This window comes from Candidatus Electronema sp. PJ, assembly GCF_048287395.1.
GTDB lineage: Bacteria > Desulfobacterota > Desulfobulbia > Desulfobulbales > Desulfobulbaceae > Electronema.
This window is the reverse complement of record NZ_JBLWEO010000089.1, coordinates 25,328-47,033: the sequence shown is the minus strand read 5'-3', so window position 1 is coordinate 47,033 and position 21,706 is coordinate 25,328. Positions and strand designations below refer to the sequence as shown.

Here is a 21,706-nt window from a genome sequence, read left to right as displayed (position 1 = left end):
CGGCTCAATTTCGGCGGTCTGCCAAAATTGCGCAGCCCTTGTTCGACAACCTCAAGCATCCTGGCGAAGGTCGAACGCTCAACACCTGTCGATCGCTTAAAATCCTCATCACTCAAACGTTGCACACTTTCGTATCTCATTTACACAAGGTACACGGCAGGCTCGACTTATGCAAGAGGTCTAATGCATCGGTACTCCTTGAGAAAATTGCAGCTTCCCTCATGGTCTCCGCCAAAAAAGGCCGCCGCTGTCATGACTTCCGCAGTACTCATCCGGCATTGAGAATGATCCTGATAATTCAAAGACTTCAGCAAATCATCGCAGACGCAGTAAAATGCAGAGATCTCGATATCCACAGTTCCTCTCCGCATGGGTTTGTTCTGACTTTGACATCAGTCAATATAACTCATGCCGGGGAACTGTGGAATTTTATTCAATAACAGGTAGTAACTTGGGTTAACTTGCTACTCTAACAGTGCTTCATTCCTTGGTCTGCTTGGCCCAGCTTGCAACGCTGGCAGCTCTGGCACCTCAGTGCTGCTGCGCCGTATGTTGCTAGGGCTGCTGCTGTACTCCAGAGCGTGGCAAAAGACAAGCTGGGCAGGTATCTGACACCAGAGGAGTTTAATAAGCAGTATCTAACTGAATACGGAGACCCTGTTACGGACAGCGCAAACGGTATCACACGTATCAATCTGGGCAAGGCAGCTGCCGCGCTTGATCCAGGGATTGATACGGGCACCGTGCTGTCTCCGATGTATAAGGTGCTGCTGTAGAAGAGGCTTAGGCCAAGGTGCAAGTTAAGCAAGTCACCCTTGGTCCTATTGCTTTCCGTGCCTGCTTGATTTCCATTTACCTACCTCCATATCAAAGCTAGTCTGAAAACAGCAAGGCTCCTTCCCGTAACCCAGGAAGGAGCCTTCTCATCCTACGAGTCACCCCGCATTGATAACCGTGAGCTGATCGTTCAGCGTCCACAGATCGTACAGATACCCCAAGAGAAAGAGGCCGCCAGTGAAGAAATAGAGAAAGCCGGTCAGCCATTTGCCCATGTACATGCGGTGCGCACCGAAGAGTCCGAGGAAGACCATCAAGAGCCAGGCCACGTTGTAATCCTTGCTGCCCGGAGTGAAACGAAGATCAGCCTCTTTATCCATACCAGGGATAAGGAAGAGATCAATCAGCCAACCAATACCGCAGAGGCCGAAAGTAAAGAACCAGATAGTACCAGAGATAGGCTTACCATAGTAGAAGCGATGCACGCCAAGGAAGCCGAAAATCCAGAGAATGTAGCCCATTGCCACACTATGCGTTTCTCTTTTCACCATGTCTGTTCTCCTTTGAGGTGGTGTTTCTGTTTCAGGGTGGCGATGCGCCCTAAAGAAGCCTGTACCTGTGCTTCCTCAATCAGACCCTGTTCCAGTAGCTCCTGAATAGCTGCTATACCTTCTGCCAGTGCATTGGGACTCCGCACCAAGTTGTTGCCGACAATCAGTAGATCAGCCCCAGCAAGTACCGCTTGCTGCACAGCCTGCCGATAGCCATAGCGGTTGCTGATCGCCTTCATCTGCAAATCATCCGTGATAATCACCCCCTTGAAGCCGAGCTGCTGCCGCAATAGGTTGTTGATTGGCGGCGAAAGGCTCGCAGGTAAGCCTGTGCTGTCTAAGCCGTAGTGCATGACATGGGCGGTCATCACCGCATCGGCATAACCCGCGTTAAGCAAGAGGCGGTACGGCTCCAGCTCTTCTTCCTGCCAATCATGGGTAATATCCACAAAGCCGAGATGGGTGTCGCCGCTGGCACTGCCATGCCCAGGAAAGTGTTTGAGACAGCAGGCAATGCCGTGCTGATGATGGGCTTGAATAAAGGCGAGACAATGGCTCGTAACCTGCTGGGCAGAGCTACTGAAGCTGCGGCCATAACGGGCAATAATGGGATTAGCTGGGTTGAGATTGAGATCGGCAACAGGGGCGAGATTCAGGTTGATGCCGTACTGCGACAATGTAGCGGCCATCTCTGCGGCTAAGGCGCGTATCTCCCCTGTATCCTTTTTACCCAGCTCTTCTGCGGACAGGGTAGCGGGAAAGCCTGCCCGCTCCTTTAATCTACATACCTTGCCCCCTTCTTGATCAACGGCAATGAGCAGTACATCTTGGGCAAGCTCCTGGAGTTGGCGGGTCAGTTCCAAGAGCTGGCTAGGTGAGCTGAAGTTCTGGACTGAGCCATCGATGTTGCAGTCAAAGAGGATCACTCCACCAGGAATGCCCTGTTTCAGGGCCTCGGTGAGCCACGAGCTGTGGTCAAGGCTACAGCCCTCAAAGCCGACGAGGAACATCTGGCCAATAGGCAATGTCATCAATTTATCCCCCTTGCTGCCTGTACCATAACGCACTTTGGCAGGAGAAGCAAATGCTAGCCAGAAAAGAGCCTGGATAAAAGTTACTCAGTGAGGTTCTCAGGTGAGTAACTTTTACCCAGAAAAACTGGAACGAGAAAGGTTCTCATTGTCAAAGACAATATTAAATAAAATTGTTTGTGCTAATCAAATTCATTTAGTAGAGAAGAAATGTATCCTACAGAGTTCTCTTTCTAGTAAAATGTTTAAAAACTGGCACACTTCTCGCATAGAGTGGCACAAGAGCTGTCTCCAAAACCAACGAAACGGCAGCCGCGAGTTTTTTTGCCAAACAATTTTTTCAGGAGGAGAAAGAAATGAATCAGCACCCTAAATCAAAACGCTTCTTTTATCTACTTACCGCAGCGATGACGCTATTCTGCTCAGAGGTATCAGCGAATGCTTCGGCGCAGGATGTCAACGAGCTGGATGACATCTGCATGTACTCTCAGCGTATCCTCAAAGATTATGCCCTGATTGGCATGGGCGTAACCTATCATGATCCCAAGAAGGATATTGATGAGAACATCAAAACCGTAGATAAGTACTTCAAGGATATTGAAAGCCACAAGCTGGATGAGAAGCTGATGGCTGAAGTGGTTGAAGTGGAGAAATCCTGGAATGCAATCAAACCAGAATTCCTGAATGCCCCAGACAAGGCCAAGATGAGCGAGCTGCGCAAGAAGGTTGAGGCCTATACGACCCGCTGTGAGCAGGTTGCTGAAGACTTGGCCAAGGATACGGGCATCAAAGGCGAGCATGACGTGGTGCTGATTGCGGAATTGGGTTTGGAATCCCAGCGTTTGGCCGCCCTCTATCTGATGAAGGCCTGGGGCGTAGCTGATCCTAACTATGAAGAAGAAGTAAACCAGACGGTTGATGAGACCGAGAAGATCTATCACGAGCTGCTGGCTGCGGATGAGAAGCTGGTCTCCAAGGAAATCAAAGGCAAGCTACAGGCAACAGAGAATGATTTCATCGCCTTTGGCGTGATGGCCAAAAGCACGTCCGGTCGCTTCATGCCTATGCAGGCTGAAAAGAGTGCCAGCAAGATCTTTGATGCGCTACGAGAAATCCTGACCTTAGAGAAGAAGCTGGTTGAGGGGACTGTATCAGGATATTTTACGCCTGTAGCAGATGAGAAGAAGGTATTCAAAGAAAACGAGCAGCTCACAGAAGTCCTACATGTAACGGAGGAGCATGTATAATCATGAAAACAACACGGAGAGCAGTTTGGGCAGGAGTAGTAGCTTGCTGCGCCCTGCAAGCAGGGAGTGCCTTGGCCAGTGTGGATCAGCTAGATATGCTGAAGACAGCCAAACATGTGGAGATCTTCAGCCAAAAGATTGCCAAGGCCTATTTTTACAAGCAGCTTGACATCCGGCCTGATCAGGCCGAGGCAGATCTGAAGGAAAGCCTGAGCAAGCTGAAAAGCAGCATCGCTACCCTCCAAGAGGGCAGTGATGGCAACAGCAAGGAAGAAAGGAATATCGGCAAATTCCTTGCCTACACGCACGGCGAGCTGGATAGCATGTTGAGCAAGCCCTACAACAAGGAAGCAGGCGCGCTGATGATCGACTTCAGCGAATCCCTGCTCGAAGGGGCCAACAACTTGGCTGGCAAGTACAAGGGCAAAGGCGCAGAAGCGACCATGTTGACCGAGACCGAGCAGCTGCTGTTCTTGCTGGAGCGGGTCAACAAATACTACATCGCCCACAAAGCTGGTTTCAAGGACTACAACAACGTTGTCCAGCTGGAAAAAGCGGTAAAGGATTTCGAGACGGGCCTAGCCAAGATCAATGCCTACAGCTACCCGGAAAACGTCCAGGCCAACGTCAAGAACATCAATCAGTTCTGGCCGGTTGCCAAGGAATTCTATCTTGGTGTGCAGGAGAACGCCCTGCCGGTGATCGTCCTGGCCTCAACCGATAAGCTGGAGAGCGAGGTTAAGGCCTTGGAAACCTTCCATACCCAGGAAGCTGTCAAGAAATGAGTCGGTTTTACTCAGGATAGATACAAAGGCCGGGAGCTTCACAGCTTCCGGCCTTTTCTTATGCTGATCTGCACTCCCTCATCCCCGGCTTTTCATCTCCTTCATAATGGTCAGGCCGATCTTGAAATGCGGTTCTTCGTCCTTTTTAACGATGCTGTAGAACTCACAGGTGTGGCAGTCGCTGCAAAATTTCTGCAAATACGATCCCTGCGCGTCTGCACCTTTGCACAATGTCCCGGCAATCACCCAGCAACAGCGGCCACCGTTCTTGCCGCCATGTATGCCGTCGGCCCGCTTCTCTGCTGCTGCCGGACAAACCCCGAACTCAGAGGCCTTAACCCCGCCTTCCTCCCGCCCGCATTTCTTAACGTCCCAGCAGTTCTTCTTGCCCATTATTTCCTCCAGTCTTGGTTTCGTTAAGCAAAAAATAGATACGCCCTAGCCGGTTAACACCAGTCTTTGCTCTTCCGCCGGGCGTTACGCAAGCAGCGGAAGCAGCTTTCACACGTTTGCAAGTAGCATTTACACGTGTGAATACTCCATTCACTCGTTTGTTTGGAGCATTCAGACATGTAAATACTGTTGGCGAACATCCGCGAGGAGTTTTTGTACGTGCAAACCCTCCATTCACACGTCTAGATGCAGTATTTGCTCGTTCACCTGGAGCATTCAAACATGTAAATGCTGCTAACAAACATCCGCAAGGAGCTTTTCAATGTGCAAATGCAGCATTCACACGTTTGTTAGGAGTATTTACACGAGCAAACGCTCCATTTACTCGTGTATCAGGAGCATTCAAACGAATGAAACCTGCTGACACTCGTCTGTCAGCAGGTTTTGCAGGAGCCAACGCGGCATTCCTTTGCTGACAACCTGATCAGCAGGGAAGCAAGGCTCCGAGGCAACCTTATGGCGGCACAAAGAATTTTTGCCGCCGGGCCTGGATTATTTTCCCGGCTTGGTCAGCTTGTCCACATACAGGAACTTATAGTTATCGCCGTCTTTCTCCAGCTTGGTGAGATAGACTTCATCCATGCCTCGGCGGTCGTTAGGCCCAAAAGAGATCTTGATACCGCCTGCATCGTAGTTTGACAGGCCTTCAACCGCGCTCTTAATCGCCTCAGAGGTGACTTCACCTTTGACGGACTTAATGGCTTGATGCAGCACGCTGGCCGCAAGATAGGACTCCAAGCTGATAAAGTCGTATTTCTGCTCGCCCATGTCTTCCTGGTACTGCTTCACAATGGGCAGCGAGGCATCCCAGGGATCAGGCACGATTTGGCTGATATAGACGTTGCCGCCTTCCTTGATTCGGTCCGCCAAAGAGATGGAACCGACAAAGGAGATGTTGAGCATCGGCACCTTAAAGTTCATCTTGTGCCACTGATTGATGGCCAGGGCCGCAGGTCTGGACGTGGCCACCAAAATAACTGCGTCAACCGCGTTGCCTCTGACCTGACGCACGCCGCCACCCACTGACAAGGTGTTGCGTTTATAATGCGGCACATTGTTCCAGAAGTTATTCCAGTCTTCTATCTTGGCATCCTCGCCAGGCAGGGGCGGCACTGGCGGCACGATCTCTATCCCTTTGACCTTATCCAAGGCCTTTACCGCTGCATTCACGCCAGCCAAGCCAAAGTCATCGCGCTGGACAAAGAGACTGACCCGCTTCACGCCCAGGTCCTCTTTGAGGTGGCGCAGCATGTTCTCAATCTCCTCATCGTAGCTTGGACGGAGGACATAGGAGTAGGGATTCGCCACTGGATCGGCAAGAAAGGCCGCGCCAGTACCTGCGCCAAAGAAGAGAGTCTTGCTCTCGTTGGCCAGAGGAAGTGCAACCTTGGCCGTGGGCGTGCCAAGATACCCAAACAGCACCTGGGTGCCGTTTTTGATGAACTCCTCGGTATTCGACTGGCTGCGTACCGGCTCGTAGCCGTCGTCCTTGACGGTCAGGCTCATTTCTCCAGCAGCACGCTTGTCAACATATAGCTTGGCCCCTTTGGCCATTTGCTCGCCGAGCAAGGCTGTTGAGCCGCTCAGGGAGCAGGACTGGCCCAGCTTGACCTCAGCCAGACCGTGATTTGGCAAGAGCAGGCAGCAGGCCCAAAATAGTATCGACAGCTTCTGTTTCATGGTGATTTCCTTATCAGTTGCTTAGGCCTTTTTGCTATCGCCTTCCAGTTTGAAGACGGCGATGGCGTGGAGCATGTCGTCGCCCATTGCGGCCATCTCGCGCATCGAAATGGACGCGCCCATAGTCTCTTGCGCAGTCTCCAAGCTGATGCCGCCAAGCTCTTTCATCTTGCCAGCCAGCTGGGCTGTGGTCTCGGCCTGTTCTTTAGACACAGCAGCCACGCCCTCAATCAACTCGGCAACCTCGTTCGAGTGGGCGGTGATCTCTTCCAGCTTGGCCAGAGCGTTTTGAGACAGCTTGGTACCCTGGACAACCTCCTGGATACTCGCGTCCATACTCACGCCAGCCTCGGTAATCTCGCCGAGAATGTTGCGGATCAGGGTTTCGATCTGGCGGGTTGAGGTGGCGGCCCGTTCAGCGAGCCGCTGGATTTCCTCGGCAACAACCGCGAAGCCTCGGCCTTCCTCACCAGCTGCCGCAGCCTGGATCGAGGCGTTCAGGGCCAGGATTGAGGTTCGGTCAGAGATCTCGTTAATGGTGCGGGCAAAGTCGCTGATCTCCTGCGAGCTTTCACCAAGCCGCTTGATCGCCCGGGCAGTGTTCTGAACGTTGCCACGAATGGCTTCCATCGACTGGCTGGTTTCTCGTACTGCTGCGGCACCGTCTTCAGCAACATGGCTGGAGATTTTGGAGGTGCCAGCAGACTGATCTGCTTTCTCTGCTGCCTTTTTAATCTCCTCGGTCAAGAGGATGATCTTCTCAACTGCGGCGTTGAGCATCTTGGACTGGCTGTCGTTCTGCGCTGCCAGCTCGCCTGTGGAGGAGCTGAGGACGTTGGCAGTCGAACCAACCTGGAGAGCCGAGTCTTTAATCCTGCGGAAGGCCCGGCCCAGGTTTTCAAGCATCAAGTTCAGCGAGTCAGCGAGGGTGCCGATTACGTCATCGGTGACTGTGGCGCGGATTGTCAGGTCGCCATCCGCAAGAACCGTGATCTCTTCGAGGAGTCGGATGATCGAGGTATTCAGTTTGTCATGCTCTTCCTGGCGAGTCTGGATCAGGTTCTGAATGGTGCCGGTCATGGTGTTGAAGTCCGAGGCCAGACGGCCCAGCTCGTCCTTACTGGTCACGGGTACCTGCTCGCTATAGTCGCCTTTCTCTACTTTGGCCATGACTTTCACGATGGCACCGACCTGCCTGGTGATGCCACTGGCAACCAGCAGACTGACCACCACGATCAATACCGCAGCAATCAGGGCGGTTAAGCCGATGATGCGCAGCAAGCTGGTCACAGGCTTATGCACTTCGTCGTAATTCGCCTCACTGATGATCGCCCAGACGATATCTTTGTTGTTATAGTTGAACTGCGCCCACGAGGAGAGCACTTTTTCATTCGCGCTGTTGACCACGATCTTGGTAGCGGCATTGCCTGCCAGAGCATCCTTAACGGCCTCAGTGTCAGCCTTGGCCTTGAGCAGCGTGGTGTTGACACCAAACTTTTTCGCATCTGTTGCTTCGGAACGCCAGAGTTTGTCCTGCCCGACCAAGTAGGTATTGATCGGGATGCCCTCATCGTGGCCTTCATGCTTATGTCCACTGCCCTGCTCAAACTGGCTGTGGATGTTCATAACCGCGTTGATCTGGTCGACAGGAATTTGCAGGGCAACAAGCATCATGACATTGCCCTCGTTATTCATGATCGGCATGGTCATGAAGGCGGCAGGCTTGTTGCCAATAGCCTCATAGAAGCTATAATCGCTCACCTTCAGGACTTTTTTCTCTAAAGCCCCGCGCACAGTTCCGGCAAACCCGGATTTGGCGTAAGGACCTGTCAGAATATTGGTGAAATGATCCTTGCCTTCGGTGGCTGAATAGAAGATGTAGCCGTCTGGGTTGAGCAGATAAAGATCAGGAAAGCCGTAGGTCGCGGCCAGGTCACGGAGATGGTCGGTTTCCTTTTCCCCGGCCTGGCGCTTGGGGGCCATTGCGTCAGACTGGTCAGATTCGACGATGAGAACCCAGGTGGTGCCATGTACACTCACCGAGGTGTAGGAGGAAAGCACATAGTCACCACGGTAGTTGACCGTGGTTTGCTCGCCGCTCTCGCCAGCTAGAGCATAGACCACGCTCTCTGTATCAACAACGAAGGCAGGGTTCGCCAAAGTCGGCTCTTCAAAATAGACCGAGTTGGAGCGGAACATACCGTCTGCGCCAACGATATAGGCCTCGCCGTTGCCGCCCAGACCAGGGGTATTCTTGATAATGCCGTCCAAGGCCTCATCTTTCAGCCGGAAGAGAAACACGCCAGCCAGCTGCCCTTCCAGGGTGAAAGGGGTAGAGAAGTAGGAGACAATCTTTTCCGCGTTGAATGACGAGCGGGCATAGTCGATGAACGAAGTCTCCTGCATTCCTTTTTGCAAGGCGCGCCATTCTGGAGTGTTTTCCTGTACGGCTGCGTCCCGCTCTACCTCTGTGTCTGTGGAGAACAGCACCTTGCCGTCAGCACTGAGGAGGATCAGGGAGAAAAAGTCGCGCTGCGCCAGCCAGTTGGTCAGATAGGTGGCAAAGTCGCTGTCCAGCCCAGCAGCAGCGTCCTTGACCAGCCCGGCAAACATTTTCTTTTGCTCTGGGTTGCTACCAAAGGCCTGGGCGTTCTGGAAGCGCATGTTGAAATAGGAGGTGATCTCCTTTTTCTGCAAATCCCTGACCGCTGCCAGCTTGATGAAGGTCTCCTGCTGGAGGAGGTGCATGGTCTCAGAGATGTTCCGCAGCGTTTTTTCCTGCTCGGTGAAATATTGCTGAAGAGCCTGCTTCTGAAAGGCCAAGGTGGATTCCAGGTTTTCAAAGGACTGCCGCTGGAGGGCGGTAGCGGAATACCGGTAGCTGAACAGGGCGATGATCGCCAGTGGCACCAGGGAAATCAGCAGCAGCCAGACCAGCAGCTTGCTCTTGATGCTCCGCCGCCACCCGGTAAACAGACCTTTCAGATCTGCGGCCTTCAGCCCCTTTATGCGGCTGATAATTTTTTCCGCCGGTTTTTCTTTTGACGCATTTGCCATGTTTTCTCCTTCTCACACAAGAAAATTACCTGGAACGGACTTTCCGAACCGTTAAACCGCAGGCATTTGGAACAGGTTGTCAGCCGCTGCCGGGCAGAGTGCGGGCAGCAGGTCAGGCACAATCAGGAGGCCGTCTTCGTGCGCGAAAAGGCCCCTGACCAGAGCCGGATTTAGGCCGCTCTCCTCAGCAGAGGCGGGCGCACACTGTTTGGGCAGATCGCGGGCGGTGATCTGGCTGGAGATCTTGAGCACACAGCGCAGCAGTTTCCGGGTGCCGTCTTCCTCGCCTGTCGGGGCTGCTGCCCGCACCACCAAGTACAGAGACCGACCAGTAAAGGAATCCAGCCCGTACAGCTTGGCAGCATCAAGCACTGGCAGCACCTGCCGCCGCCAGGCACAGAGACCAAGCAGCCAGTCAGGAGCAAAAGGCAGCGGCTGGACCTGGGCTGCGGGCAGCACTTCCTCGGCCTGCCGGGCCGCGAAGAGCAGCACCGGCTCCCGGTCAAATCCGCCGGCCATGCGCACGGCCACTGCTTTCTGGGTAGTCCGCTTTTTGTCTTTGTCACTTGACATGTTTTTCATCCGGCAGGCGGCGGCCTGCGTGCTCGCTTTCTTTGCAGCGCAGGACAATCTGATCAATCAGATACTGGATGATGCTCCTGCTTAATCCCTTCTGCTCAACCATACTTGCTAGCTCTGGCGGCAGCTGATCTGTGCCGAGACGCAGCTCCTCGCCAGCTTTGCTCTGCTTGAAGCGGGCGATAGTCCATATCATGACCTTTTTGAAGGTCTCTTCGTCAATGGTAGAGGCGGTTTCTTTTTTTCGCTGCGACCGGGCAGCTTCAGGCTGGGGAGCTTGAACTTCCAGTGCTGGCTTTGCCGCGTCTTCGCGTTCCCGCAGATTGGAAGAAGAATGGGAAGAGCAGACAGCGGAAGCTGCTCCTCCGGCGCAGGGTTCTTCCGGCTCGTCATCAAAGAAGACAACAACCTCTTCAATCTCTTCCTCTGATTCCGGTTCCCTGTCCACAACAGGTTTTTCTTTCTCTTTGGGAGGTTCTGGCTCCCAAAGCCCACCTAATGGTTCTTCAGCTTCCTCAGTCGAGCTACTGGAAGACTCTTCGTCGAAGAGAGAGAAAGGATCCTCTTCTTCTGGTATTCTGTCAAGAAATGGGGATTCCTCTTCCATCTTTGGCGGACTGGAAGAAAAATCGGGAGAGCAGACAGCGGAAGCTGTTCCTACGGTGCAGGGTTCTTCTGGCTCATCATCAAAGAAGACAACAATCTCTTCTTCTGATTCCGGTTCGCTGTCGGCAGCGGGTTCTTCTTCCTCTTTGGGAGGTTCTGGCTCCCAAAGCCCAGCAAACGGCTCTTGAGCTTCCTCAGTCGAGCTGCTGGAAGACTCTTCGTCAAAAAAGGAGAGAGGCTCCTCTTCTTCTGGTATTCCGCCAAGAGATGCGGATTCCTTTTCCATCTCCGGTAGGTCGGAAGAAAAATCAGGAGAGCAGGCAGCGAGAGCTACAGGTATAGATGCCAGTTCCGCAATCGGTTTCTCTCGCTCTTCTTCCGCCTCTATCTCAACATCCTCTGCGAGTGCCTCTTCATCTGTCAGAAATGCCACCGGCTCTTCTGGTGCAGCAAGTTCTTCTGCCTGCTCTTCCACAAACAGGGGGGCCGGTTTTTCGATAAACGGGAAAAATGGATCGTCTTCCTCTTCTGGTTCAGATGCTGATCTCTCGTCCTCTTGCTCCGACTCCTCAGCCAACAGATCAATGTCCTCGCCCAACCCCGCCGCTACCGGGATAACTTCTGCCAGAAATGCCACCGGCTCTTCTGGTGCAGAAATTTCTTCTGTTTGCTCTTCCACAAATAGGGGTACCGGTTTTTCGATGAACAGGAAAAACGGATCGTCTTCCTCTTCTGGTTCAAATGCCGATATCTCGTCCTCTTGCTCCGGCTCTTCAACCAGCAGACCGATACCTTCGCCCAGCTCCGCTGCTATCGGGATGACCTGGGTTGGATCCAGTAGCAACACTGGTGTGTCGCCCCAGATCGTCACCTGCGGGCAAAGGCGAGCGGCCAAGGCAGGACAGGCGGGCGGTAGCGGGCCGGGCGGGTTGATAACCTCTACTTCATCCACAATCCGATCAGCCAGCAGGCAAAAGGTTTCTCCCTCTCCTTGCAGCTCTAAACAAACCGCTTCCGGTGGGACTGCACCGCCTGGCTGCCGTGCTAAGAGTGCGCTGAGTTGAACAACTCTGCTGCCTGGCTTAACCTCAGCCCAAGCTGTGCGGACAAGAATATCCTCAGCATGTATGCCCAGCAGAAACTTGCCCCCTTGCACCAGACAGATTTTTTTCATTTTTCCGAGCCAGATAAGCGGTTCATCCGTGCAACTCCGCCAGCATCTGCCTGGAGGTCATGCTGCGGATGAGTTCGATGGCCTCATCTTCCTTGAACGGCTTGGTCATGAAGCCGCGCGCACCAAGCTGCGATGCCTTCTCGCGGTATTTGTCTGCGCTACGCGAGGTGAGCATGACTACAGGAATATCTTGGAATTCCGGCTGACTTTGCAGAGTCTGCAAGACCTCGAAACCGTTCATTCGCGGCATTTCCACATCTAGCAGTACCAAATCAGGCTTCTCCTCGCGGATGCGTTCCAACGCCTCGATGCCGTTGCGCGCAATGGTCGGCTGCCAACCCTGCTGGAGCAGGAAGTTCGAGACGACCTTGCGCACACTGATCGAGTCATCAACCACCAGCACCTGGAGCGGCCTTTCCTCTACGTGTACTTCTTCAGCTATCTCCACCTCTGCTGATGGAGCGGCCAACTCAGCCCACTTTTTCAGGAGGTCATCAGTTTGAAGAATGGGTACCAAACTGCCATCACCCATAATGGTCACGCCCGCAATGCAGGACACGTTGCTCAGATGACTGCCCAAATCCTTAAAAACAATGTCACGCTGACCAATAATCTGTTCGCAGAGCAGTGCAGCCAATCTGCTGCCGACTTGAACGGCCAGTACTGCCAGTTCGCTTTCCGGTGGAGCCTCGCCTATTGCACCACCGACCTGAAAACCAGGAATCGCCGCCGGATTAAGCAGTGGCAGCTTCCTGCCGTCAACCTCGCATTCATTAGCAGCTATGTCTTCAGGCCGCACCCTGGCTGCGCTGGTGATATCATGCATGGGTACAGCGTAAATCTGTCCGGCTAACCGGACAAGTACTGCGTGAAGTTGGGCTACAGCTACTGGCAGGCGGATGAACAGCTCCAGTCCCTTGCCTCGGACAGAAAAAATTTCAATTGAGCCGTTGAGCAGTTCGACGGAATCCCGTACTACATCCATACCCACGCCCCGACCGGCAATGGTGCTGATCGAACCTGCGCTCGAAAAGCCGTGCCGGAAAATCAGACCCGCTATCTTTTCGTCACTGAGGCTGCCGATGCGCTCGTCTGGGTAGAGTTTCATGCCTTTGCTGCGAATTGCATCGTAATTAAGCCCTTTGCCGTCGTCACTGATCCGCAGGGAGAACTGACCACCCCGGCGTTCGGCCTTGATCCGCACGGTGAGCTGCCGTTCTGGGCTGCCGCCGTGGGCCACCGAGTTGCGGAGGATATGCATGAGTGCGTCTGCCATCGTATCCCAGACTCGGGTGTCCATCATAATGGACTCGCCTTCTAAGATCAGCTGGGCTGGATGGCCAGTGCTGCGCTCGGCCTCGCGCACAGTGCGGTGCATTCGGGCGGAAAGCACGGAAAATGGGGTCATGCGCAGGCCGATCATTTTATTCTGAATGTCCTTCAGAACCCGCGCCTGCCGCTCAACTGTCTTCTCCCAGGCGATGTTCTCCAGTGCGCTCTGAGCCATGATGGAATCGAGGTCGCTGACCGCCTCGCTGAGAGAACGAATCAGAATGTTCAACTCGGAATACCGGTCCATCTCCAGCGGATCAAAGTCCTCGGTGACACCACCGCTACCAGTATCGCCCATGCCGCGCAGATAGGGGATAGTTGCCAGCTCGTAGCCTGCTTCTAAGCTGTGATTGATGCTTTTCAGCCGCTGAAGGATCATGCCCAGCTCGTTGAGCGTGCCGGACATGGCTGACATAGAAGATTCAAAACTACTCAAGTTGATGACCATATCGCCGCTCAGGCCGACCACCTGGTCAATCTTGTTGATCTCCACGCGCAGGGTGTTGATCTTCCGTACTCCACCGCTCGGCTGTTCTGGAGGCTGAACAGCTTGTGCTGCCTGAGCAGGAACTGTCGGAAGAGGTTCAGCGGGCTTTTCCTGAATAGATGCCGCCTTATGCTCCGGTGCGCAGACAGGCTCAATTTCAATTGCCGCCACGGGTTCAGGCTGGGCTGTTTTTTCTCCAGCCATAATGCTGCGGAAACGGGCGGTAATGGCCGCCTTTTTCTCCGCAAAAGGAACTGCTGGATGTTCGGTGATGCGCACCAGCAGATCTGCGCCTTCCTGCATGGCAGCCACATCTTCCGGGTGCAAAACCGGTGACTCATCGTGCAGCCAGTCAAGGAAGTCTTCAAACTCATGGCCCCAAGCCGCTACCGGCTCAATGCCGATCACCGCTGCCGCACCCTTCAGCGTATGCACCGAGCGGCGTAATGAATGCAACTCCTCGCGCAGGGTATCGGAAAGCGGGGTTTCGTTGGCTGTCTGCGCTGCCAAGAGCCGTAGCTGCTGGTCGATGTTCTCCAGATGCTCTGCTGCCTCTTCGGTGAAGCATTGCATCAGCTCGGGATCAATAGCCTCAGTTCCGCTGTCCGCAGATTCTACTGGAGTGGCAGCGAAGATATCCTCCGCAGGCTCGGCGACAGCAGAGGGAAACAGTTCATCGAAAAGGGGTGCAGGCGGCTCGTCCACCCGTTCTTCGGCAAAAAATACGTCTGATTCGGAAGGCAGGTCAGATGTGGACGCGAGGGAAATCTCGACGACAGGCCGAGGAGGGGCTGTCATGATGGCCTGGAAGCGGGCAGCAGCGGCCTGCTGCTCCGCTGCTGCCGAATAGACGGGATTGTCAGCCAGCCGGGCGAGGATATCAGCCCCTTCCTGCATGGCAGCCACGGCCTGCGGCCCCAAGCTCGGCGACTCATCGTGCAGCCAGTCAAGGAAGTCTTCAAACTCATGGCCCCAAGCCGCCACTGGCTTGATGCCAATCACCGCCGCCGCCCCCTTCAGTGTATGTACCGAGCGGCGCAGCGAATGCAGATTCTCCCGCAGCGACTGGGAAAGTGAAATTTCTTCGCTTGCAGCAGCAGCGAGTTGCTTGAGCTGAAGGTCGATATTTTCGAGATGTTCTGTGGTCTCTTCAGCGAAACACTCCAGCAACTCAGGATCAATGGCCTCTGACTCCTCAGCCACTTCTTCCTCAGGTGGAGCGGCTTCCGGCACTGGTAGTGGGGCGACAAAAAGGCTATCTGCATCAGCCGCCTGAAACAGGCTCTCGTCGTTGTCTTCAGGGGGGGCAGTAGAGGCAAAAAGGTCCTCAAACAATGGATCAGCTGGCTGTTCCTGTGCTTGCTCTACGGTAAAAATGTCCTCTGCCGTAGGCTCAGGTAGGACAACCTCTTCCTCCACCGGGAAGGCTTTGGCAAGTTCTGCCACCTCAGGTTGAAACAGAGCATCGCTGGCCGCCTCAACCTCTTCCGTATCATCCGCAAACAGCTCGTCAAAGAGGGATGCCGTCGAAGTGCCGCTTGTTTTCTCTGTAAAAAAGTCATCAACTTCGGAAGCAAACGCCTGATCCACCTCTTCCAGCGGCGCAGCCTCGGCAGGTGGGACAGATTCAGGTTCGGCTTTTTGCTTGGCGATACCTGCGGCCTTGATTTTCTTAAACTGTTCCGTTGCTGCCTGTTGTTCCTCGGTTACGGAACAAGCTGGGTCTTCGGCTAACACCGCCAGGAGGTCACTCCCGTCCTGAATGGCCGCCACTGCCTGGGGATTTAAAGCTTGGACCTCGTCATGCAGCCAGTCTAAAAAATCCTCAAACTCGCGGCCCCAAGCAGCAACCGGCTCAATGCCGATCACTGCTGCCGCACCTTTCAATGTATGCACTGAGCGACGTAACGAATGCAGGCTCTCTCGCAGCCCGTCCGAGAGAGCTGTTTCGCTCTCCACTTCAGCAGCCAGCCGCTTGAGCTGGAGGGTAATGTTCTCCATATGCTCTGCTGTCTCTTCGGTAAAGCACTCCAGCAGCTCAGGATCAATGGCCTCTTCCTTGGGAGCAGCCTTTTCCTCGTGATCTTCCCAGGTCTCGTTGAGGAGGAATTCCTCTTCCGGTTCCGCCTCCTCGCCGTCCACCACGGATAGAAGCTGATCAAGAATCCCGGCGATGGAATCATCATCGACGACGGCCTGCGGCGGCTCTGCCTTTTCTACCGGGACCTCGTCCTCTTCTGGCGCGGGCCGACGGTGCTTTTTCTCGAAAGCAGCCAAGGTCTCCTCATACAGGTTGCCGCTTCCCTGCTCGCCAACGCTGCGTAGGGTACAGAAGGTGTCGATGCGCTGGGCAGTTTCGCCGAACAGGGTGATCAGCTCATCATCCATCACTAGCCCAGAGTCGAGCACTTGATCCATGACCTGCTCCAGCAATGCGCCGGTCTTGCTCAGATCATCAAAGCCAACCATCGCTGCTGCGCCCTTGATGGTGTGGACAATGCGATGCAGCTCCTCGGCAGCCTCCTGGTTGCTCCGGTTCTTTTTCAGAGCCTGGAGACAGCCGCGCAGCTCCGGCATATACCCTTCCACCTCATTCAGGAATTCAGCCGCAATGCCGTTGGCCGTGCCGTCCATCTGCCTGTTTTTATCGGTTGAGGGTTAGGAAGTTCATTGCAGCCTAAGGGCGGCGAGCAGCTTGCCGCTGTTGAACAGCTCCAGCCGATTCTCGCCGTTTTCCGCCATAAACAGGGCCGGGCCAGAGAGAAAATCAACCGGAATAGCTGCCACGCCGTTGCCGGTCAGTCCCTCCTTTTTGTACAACAGGTGGGTACCAGTGATCTTGTCTATAATCACTGCTGTCTTCATTCCACCTTCATGGAGGATAACAGCAAGCCGATTTTTTCTGGTAAATCTTCCGGCAATCTGAAAAAACACGGCAAGATTGGTGACAGAGACAATTTCACCCCGGATATTGGTCACCCCCTCGGCCCAATCCGGGAGAAAGGGCAGAGGTCGCACGGTTTCCAGCTCGCCAACCTCGATCACTGAGGAGAGCGGCACCGCCAGATGCTGCCCGGCCAACGTGAAGCAGAGATACCGACCAATCTCCTCCAGAGCTTTGGCCGAGCCGGAATCGCCTGCCTGCTGCTGCTCCCGGCGCAGTTCTTCGGCAATTTCGCCGTCAATGGCGGCAAGCAACTCTGCCAGGCCGGAATCCGAGCTGGCTATGTCGTGCTGGGCGGTCATCCGGCAGCAATCTCAGGCAAGCAAGCCGGTAACCGCCTTGAGCAGTTCCGCCGAGTCAAAGGGCTTGGTCAAATACACATCCGCGCCCTGCTTCTTGCCCCAGAACTCGTCCGACTTCTGGTTCTTGCTGGTCAGCAGGATGATCGGGATATTCTGGGTCTCTGGCTCGGATTTGATTGTCCGGCAGGCCTGAAAGCCGTTCATTTTCGGCATGACCACATCCAAGATAATCAGGTTCGGCTTCTCCGACTTCGCCTTTTCTACCCCTTCCTCGCCGTCAACTGCCGTGACGATCGCATACTCTGGGCCGCTGAACACATCGGTGATCAGCTTCAGTTCTGTGGGGCTGTCATCAACGATCAGCAGTTTTTTTGCCATGTCCTTTCCCTTTTTTGATGTTTAATGTTACTGGTTCAATGATGAGCTATCCTTCAGCTTGCCTGCGCTTCTTCTGGAGCGGTCTTGTCAAGGATAGAACTGACCACCCCGATCAATTCCGCAGGCTTAAAGGGCTTGGTCAGATAAGCACTGGCGGCAGAGAGATGACCTTTGACCTTGTCGATGATCCGGTTCTTGCTGGTCAGCATAACTACCGGAATATCTTTGGTCTCGCCGTTCTTTTTAATTATAGAGAGGAGCTTGTAGCCGTCGATCTTGGGCAGCATGATATCAAGCAGCACCATGTCTGGCCGGTCATCGTTGAGCTTGCTGAGTGCTTCCACCCCATCCACCGCTTCAATAACCCGAAAGCCGCCGCTTTGCAGGGTCATCTTGATCACCTTGCGGGTGGTGGGGCTATCCTCAACCACCAGCACTGTCCGCTTATTGGCCTGATTGTCGATGATCTGCTTCTCTTTGCGGGCTTGATCTGGTTTCGGAGTGCGTTCCTCCAGCTTCTGGTTTGCCGCAATATATTCGACAATCTGGGTCACTTGCTCGGCCACCTTCTGATGACGGCTATCCACCTGGATGATCGGCATCAGAAGGTCGAAATAAGTCAGAGCCTTATCAAAGTCGTTCAGGTTGAGATAGGCGGCCCCAGCATAAAAAAGAATCTTCGGATTGACCTCAGCTGCCAGCACTTTCTCAAAACGGGTGGCTGCCTGCCGCATCAGCCGCTGATCAACTGCACCCGTGTCGAGCTTGGCCAAAGCTTTAGACTCAGTCAGCAGGCTGGACTTGCAGAAGATGCACACCGCAGCCTGTAGCTCCAAAGGGGCGTAGCAGAAAGGGCAGCGGCTGACTTTGACTTCCCCAGCTGTGCTACTCAGGAGCCGGGCCTTTTCCACGTCTTCGAGGATATCTGCATCCTCTGGCTCCAGCCGGTAGGCTTCGGCCAAAGCTGCCTTGATCTTTTTCGGCTCAGTCACTGCCCGCGACAGCCAGAGCCAGCCCTCGGCGTTCTGGCGGTTATCCTTCACAAAGGCCATCAGCGGCTTCTGGGCCTGGCTGAATTCCAGACGTTCGCAGAGGCGAATCCCCTCGTCGAGCAGCTTCTGTTGCTGCGGCTGTTCTACATCCTCTTCCTCGCCGCACTGGTGATCTTTCTGAATCATGGCATTGATGAGCAGATTCTGGTTGCTCTTATGCACTCGTCGGGTGAGGTTCTTGCTGTCCAACAGGCAGCTACTCACCTGCACGCCCTCCATACTCAGGAGCTTAAGGGCTGCTTCCTCACCAACGAGCTTACCGCAGGCCGCGTCGTGAATCGTGCCCTGCACCAGATACAAACTGCCCCGGTATTCCTTGCAGTTCTGCTCAATACACTGGTTAATGTCGCGGTGATCACTGGATTTGTGGACATCCAAGCGGCAGGTGGTGCCTTCAGTCTCCATGAGTTGAACGATACCCACCACGGAAAACTCACCCAGATCACTTTTCTTCTGCTGCGTCTTGAGGCCACGGATGATAGCCTCGGCCAGCTCCTGCGACATGACCGGCTTTTTGAAAATTTGAAAGACCTTGCCTGCCAATCGCTCCTCTAACTCTGGCAGCTCGTAGGAAGTCATGACGATACAGGGCAAGTCAGCGTGTTTTTCGTGCAACTGGGAGAGGAGCTGGAAACCGTCACCGCCTGGCATGACCAAATCGGTGACTATCAGCGATATCTCTTCTTTCTCCAGTACCGCTGCGGCACTTTTAATGTCAAAGGCATGGACAAGTTCAAAGACGCTGCTGTATTTGCTTAACGTGGTGTTGATTAGCTCGTGAACGACTTCGTCGTCATCAACCAGCAATACTTTTTTCATGTGCATTCCTTGCGCGTTGCTGCATCAATCCGCAAATGCTGCTCTTCAAGTCAGTTTAAAGAAAACAGAAAAATCCGCGCCGCAGATGCTGTGCATGATACATGAAGGCCCAAAGACAGGTGCATCTTTTGCAAAGGGAAGCCTGTCTGCTTACAAGAGGTTACAGGATAGGCGCGCATCGTTTCCTTCTGCTGCGTGAAAGCGGAACCGGAAAACAGAAACGACAGCAGTCTGCGGGAGACCGCTCCGCTCTCCCCGCAGGGAGATTCCGGTTAGGAAATTCTGATATATTAAATAGAACTTGGCAGTTTTGTCAAAACAATTCATGAGGCGAACTAAGAAAACAACCTAGTTCAACCAACCAAACAACGATCTTGCACGGAAATACAACCAGCAGCACTTTTGTTGCTCGCTGCCATCACCCAAGATAATTTCCATATCCGCATGGCTTATCCTCTGGCCTACGTCAATAAGCAAAGACAAAAAATTGAACTTTATATTGTCTCAATCAGGTGGCAGCGGCGAGGGAAACATTTCCTTTTGTGGCAGGATTTTTTGCGTAACACCGAGAAAATATTCCTTTGAGGCTTGCTGATAAAGGAGTTTGGCTCGGTCAGAAAGGAGTTCTACTCAGTAGGAAAGGAATCTGGCCGAGCAGTAAAGGAATTTGGCCAAGCCGCAGAGGAGTGCTGCCGACTTGCAGAGGAGTTCTACTCGGCAGGAAAGGAGTTCGGCTTGGCAGAACTCCTTTCCTGTTCAGCCAAAAAGGAGTTTGGCCGACTCAAACTTCTTGCCAAGTCGGCAAGACTCCTTTTCTGCCGACTACAACTCTTTTCTTGCCGAGCCAAACTCCTTGCCCAACGAGCAGGAATAGTTAGGCAAAGGCCCCGCTTAGAGATTTAGCGAGCTTGACTGCCTGGGTCAGCAGCTTAACTGCATCGGCAGCTCTGGTCAGTTGCTTGGACTTTTTGGTGACTTCGTTCGCCGCCTCTCGCAGTTCCTTGGCAGTTTGTTCAAAAAGCGGACCAGTCAGCTTCAGACTTTTTTGCAGGGCACTGGTATAAGCCAGACTGCAATCAATACAATCAGACAGGACTTTGCAGCGTTCCTCCTGAGTCTCGCATAAGCGCAACGCATCTCGTTTGGCAGCTTTAGCAGCTTCATCTGCCAACCGCAACGCAGCAAGGGCTTCAGCTGCCGTGAGTGTGCCATTGCCATCAATCTTTACATCCTGAATACTCTTGGGCGAAATCATTTTGCTGCCTCTTTATTGGTGTCAGGGGCCAAGGATTTGGTGACATGCTGCTGCCGAGCGGCGATATTGATCAGTCGGGTCAAGTTCAGCGGCCCGTCTTTTTCCAAGGCTTCATGCTCATGAATCAGCTCCTCCATCGCGCTGATGCTGGTCTCATAGCTCTCTTTGATCAATGCCATTTTGTTCTCAAAACGGGAAGCAATGATCTTGGTTAACCCATAGCTGAGGTTTTTGTTCTGCCGGGCAACAAGAGCGGCATCTGGCGCAGCCCGCAAACCGATGTCCGCGCCGATCTGATCAAGCATCGGACTAGGATCAAGAATGCCAGTCTCCCACAAGGTCAACACGCCATCCTTTTTGATGGCCGCTAAATCTGCTTGAAAGCCCAGGAGCTGCTCTTTTACCAGCGGATCTTTGAGCAGCTTGGCAAACGCAGAGATTCGTTCGCGAATCAGGGCACTGGCCTGCTTGATCTTCTTCTTTTTCAACTCCACAACCGCCAGTTTGCCCAGGGTACCAAGACTTCTCTGCGCAGAACCGGAAAGAACAGCCTCCTTGCCTGCGGCTTCGGCATATTTGTTGACCGCTTCCCCCAGCTTTCTGATGGCCGCTTCTGTCTCAGCAGCGGATTCATTGTCCGTCAGCTCGGAAAAGGCCCTGTAGGTCTCGCTAAGTTGGGTGAAGACCAAGCGGCGTGCTTTCAGCTCTTCATGAATTGCCTTGTATCTACTGTTGAGTTCCTCAAATTTCTTCTCCAAATCTCCAGGCGGCTCTTCACCTACATCGTGATAAAAAATTAATGTCTGGACATCAATCGCTTGCTGGCAGGTTGCATCGGAAATAAAAACATTCTCAGCAATCGTATCTGCTGTTTGTTGACCGGCATCTCCAAGATTTCGTGCTGAATCAACCCGCAGAGTTGAACAGCCAGTAAGAAAAACAGCGGCAATCAGGACGCTGACTAAAACATGGAGCAACCTCCATGTTTTATTTCTTTTTACACAGTTTACATTCATAAGCTTTCTCCTTGCTAGGCTAAATGAAGATCATGCAATGATAACGATTATCATAAATCTATTAAACAGCCCTGAGCTACTGCCTGTCAACCGCTTTTTCACTGCTGCACCTGCGCTGCGGGCAACATTCTGCGGTTGCAGATCCCAGTCTGTTTCTGTACAATCTTCCTAATTTATTGCA

18 protein-coding genes are annotated in these 21,706 nt (G+C 53.5%); 5 read left to right on the top strand and 13 right to left on the bottom strand.

Annotated features, from left to right (window positions below; translation table 11 throughout):
- Positions 1–440: hypothetical protein (locus ACNKIB_RS14115; RefSeq protein WP_417911210.1), on the top strand; the 440-nt coding region annotated here is incomplete at its 5' end.
- 66 nt (positions 441–506) lie between these two features.
- Positions 507–776 carry a hypothetical protein gene (locus ACNKIB_RS14110; protein ID WP_417911209.1) on the top strand — a complete coding sequence of 90 codons (270 nt, stop codon included), beginning with the start codon at positions 507–509 and terminating at the stop codon, positions 774–776.
- Between the two features lie 159 nt (positions 777–935).
- Here the strand turns inward: ACNKIB_RS14110 and ACNKIB_RS14105 are convergent, their stop codons facing one another.
- Both ACNKIB_RS14105 and ACNKIB_RS14100 read right to left on the bottom strand, forming a co-directional pair.
- Complete coding sequence (locus tag ACNKIB_RS14105; protein WP_417911208.1) at positions 936–1,328, bottom strand: NINE protein; 393 nt, start codon at positions 1,326–1,328, stop codon at positions 936–938.
- On the bottom strand, positions 1,322–2,359 hold the full coding sequence (locus ACNKIB_RS14100) for a glycoside hydrolase family 3 protein (RefSeq protein ID WP_417911207.1): 1,038 nt from the start codon (positions 2,357–2,359) through the stop codon (positions 1,322–1,324). The genes ACNKIB_RS14105 and ACNKIB_RS14100 overlap by 7 nt, the downstream gene beginning before the upstream one ends.
- A 356-nt stretch (positions 2,360–2,715) precedes the next feature.
- Here ACNKIB_RS14100 and ACNKIB_RS14095 point away from each other — a divergent pair, with 356 nt between their 5' ends.
- Complete coding sequence (locus ACNKIB_RS14095) at positions 2,716–3,606, top strand: hypothetical protein (protein ID WP_417911206.1); 891 nt, start codon at positions 2,716–2,718, stop codon at positions 3,604–3,606.
- A 2-nt stretch (positions 3,607–3,608) separates the two neighbouring features.
- Complete coding sequence (locus tag ACNKIB_RS14090) at positions 3,609–4,391, top strand: hypothetical protein (protein WP_417911205.1); 783 nt, start codon at positions 3,609–3,611, stop codon at positions 4,389–4,391.
- A 78-nt stretch (positions 4,392–4,469) separates the two neighbouring features.
- Here the strand turns inward: ACNKIB_RS14090 and ACNKIB_RS14085 are convergent, their stop codons facing one another.
- From ACNKIB_RS14085 to ACNKIB_RS14045, 9 genes are all read right to left on the bottom strand, one after another.
- Positions 4,470–4,784: a two-CW domain-containing protein gene (locus ACNKIB_RS14085; RefSeq protein WP_417911204.1), complete on the bottom strand. Its 315-nt coding sequence runs from the start codon at positions 4,782–4,784 to the stop codon at positions 4,470–4,472.
- A 552-nt stretch (positions 4,785–5,336) separates the two neighbouring features.
- On the bottom strand, positions 5,337–6,524 hold the full coding sequence (locus ACNKIB_RS14080; protein WP_417911203.1) for an ABC transporter substrate-binding protein: 1,188 nt from the start codon (positions 6,522–6,524) through the stop codon (positions 5,337–5,339).
- Positions 6,525–6,545: 21 nt separating this feature from the next.
- The gene (locus ACNKIB_RS14075) at positions 6,546–9,581 is read right to left on the bottom strand and encodes a methyl-accepting chemotaxis protein (protein ID WP_417911202.1); all 3,036 of its coding nucleotides are present in this window, start codon (positions 9,579–9,581) and stop codon (positions 6,546–6,548) included.
- Positions 9,582–9,632: 51 nt separating this feature from the next.
- A complete protein-coding gene (locus ACNKIB_RS14070) occupies positions 9,633–10,154 on the bottom strand; it encodes a chemotaxis protein CheW (RefSeq protein WP_417911201.1) in 522 nt (173 codons plus the stop codon).
- Positions 10,144–11,940 (bottom strand): hypothetical protein, encoded by a 1,797-nt coding sequence (locus ACNKIB_RS14065; RefSeq protein WP_417911200.1) that lies wholly within the window; start codon positions 11,938–11,940, stop codon positions 10,144–10,146. The genes ACNKIB_RS14070 and ACNKIB_RS14065 overlap by 11 nt, the downstream gene beginning before the upstream one ends.
- 22 nt (positions 11,941–11,962) lie before the next feature.
- The gene (locus tag ACNKIB_RS14060; protein ID WP_417911199.1) at positions 11,963–16,393 is read right to left on the bottom strand and encodes an Hpt domain-containing protein; all 4,431 of its coding nucleotides are present in this window, start codon (positions 16,391–16,393) and stop codon (positions 11,963–11,965) included.
- A gap of 33 nt (positions 16,394–16,426) precedes the next feature.
- On the bottom strand, positions 16,427–17,005 hold the full coding sequence (locus ACNKIB_RS14055) for a chemotaxis protein CheW (protein WP_417911198.1): 579 nt from the start codon (positions 17,003–17,005) through the stop codon (positions 16,427–16,429).
- 12 nt (positions 17,006–17,017) lie between these two features.
- A complete protein-coding gene (locus ACNKIB_RS14050) occupies positions 17,018–17,383 on the bottom strand; it encodes a response regulator (protein WP_417911197.1) in 366 nt (121 codons plus the stop codon).
- 53 nt (positions 17,384–17,436) lie between these two features.
- Positions 17,437–19,254 carry a response regulator gene (locus tag ACNKIB_RS14045; protein WP_417911196.1) on the bottom strand — a complete coding sequence of 606 codons (1,818 nt, stop codon included), beginning with the start codon at positions 19,252–19,254 and terminating at the stop codon, positions 17,437–17,439.
- 588 nt (positions 19,255–19,842) lie between these two features.
- On the opposite strand from ACNKIB_RS14045, the gene ACNKIB_RS14040 reads away from it, so the two are divergent.
- Positions 19,843–20,157, top strand: coding sequence for a hypothetical protein (locus ACNKIB_RS14040; RefSeq protein ID WP_417911195.1), 315 nt, complete (start codon positions 19,843–19,845; stop codon positions 20,155–20,157).
- Here ACNKIB_RS14040 and ACNKIB_RS14035 read toward each other — a convergent pair.
- Positions 20,129–20,509: a hypothetical protein gene (locus ACNKIB_RS14035; RefSeq protein WP_417911194.1), complete on the bottom strand. Its 381-nt coding sequence runs from the start codon at positions 20,507–20,509 to the stop codon at positions 20,129–20,131. The two genes, ACNKIB_RS14040 and ACNKIB_RS14035, sit on opposite strands and share 29 nt — an antisense overlap.
- A complete protein-coding gene (locus ACNKIB_RS14030) occupies positions 20,506–21,525 on the bottom strand; it encodes a hypothetical protein (RefSeq protein ID WP_417911193.1) in 1,020 nt (339 codons plus the stop codon). Before ACNKIB_RS14030 ends, ACNKIB_RS14035 begins: the two co-directional genes overlap by 4 nt.
- Positions 21,526–21,706 lie beyond the last annotated feature (181 nt).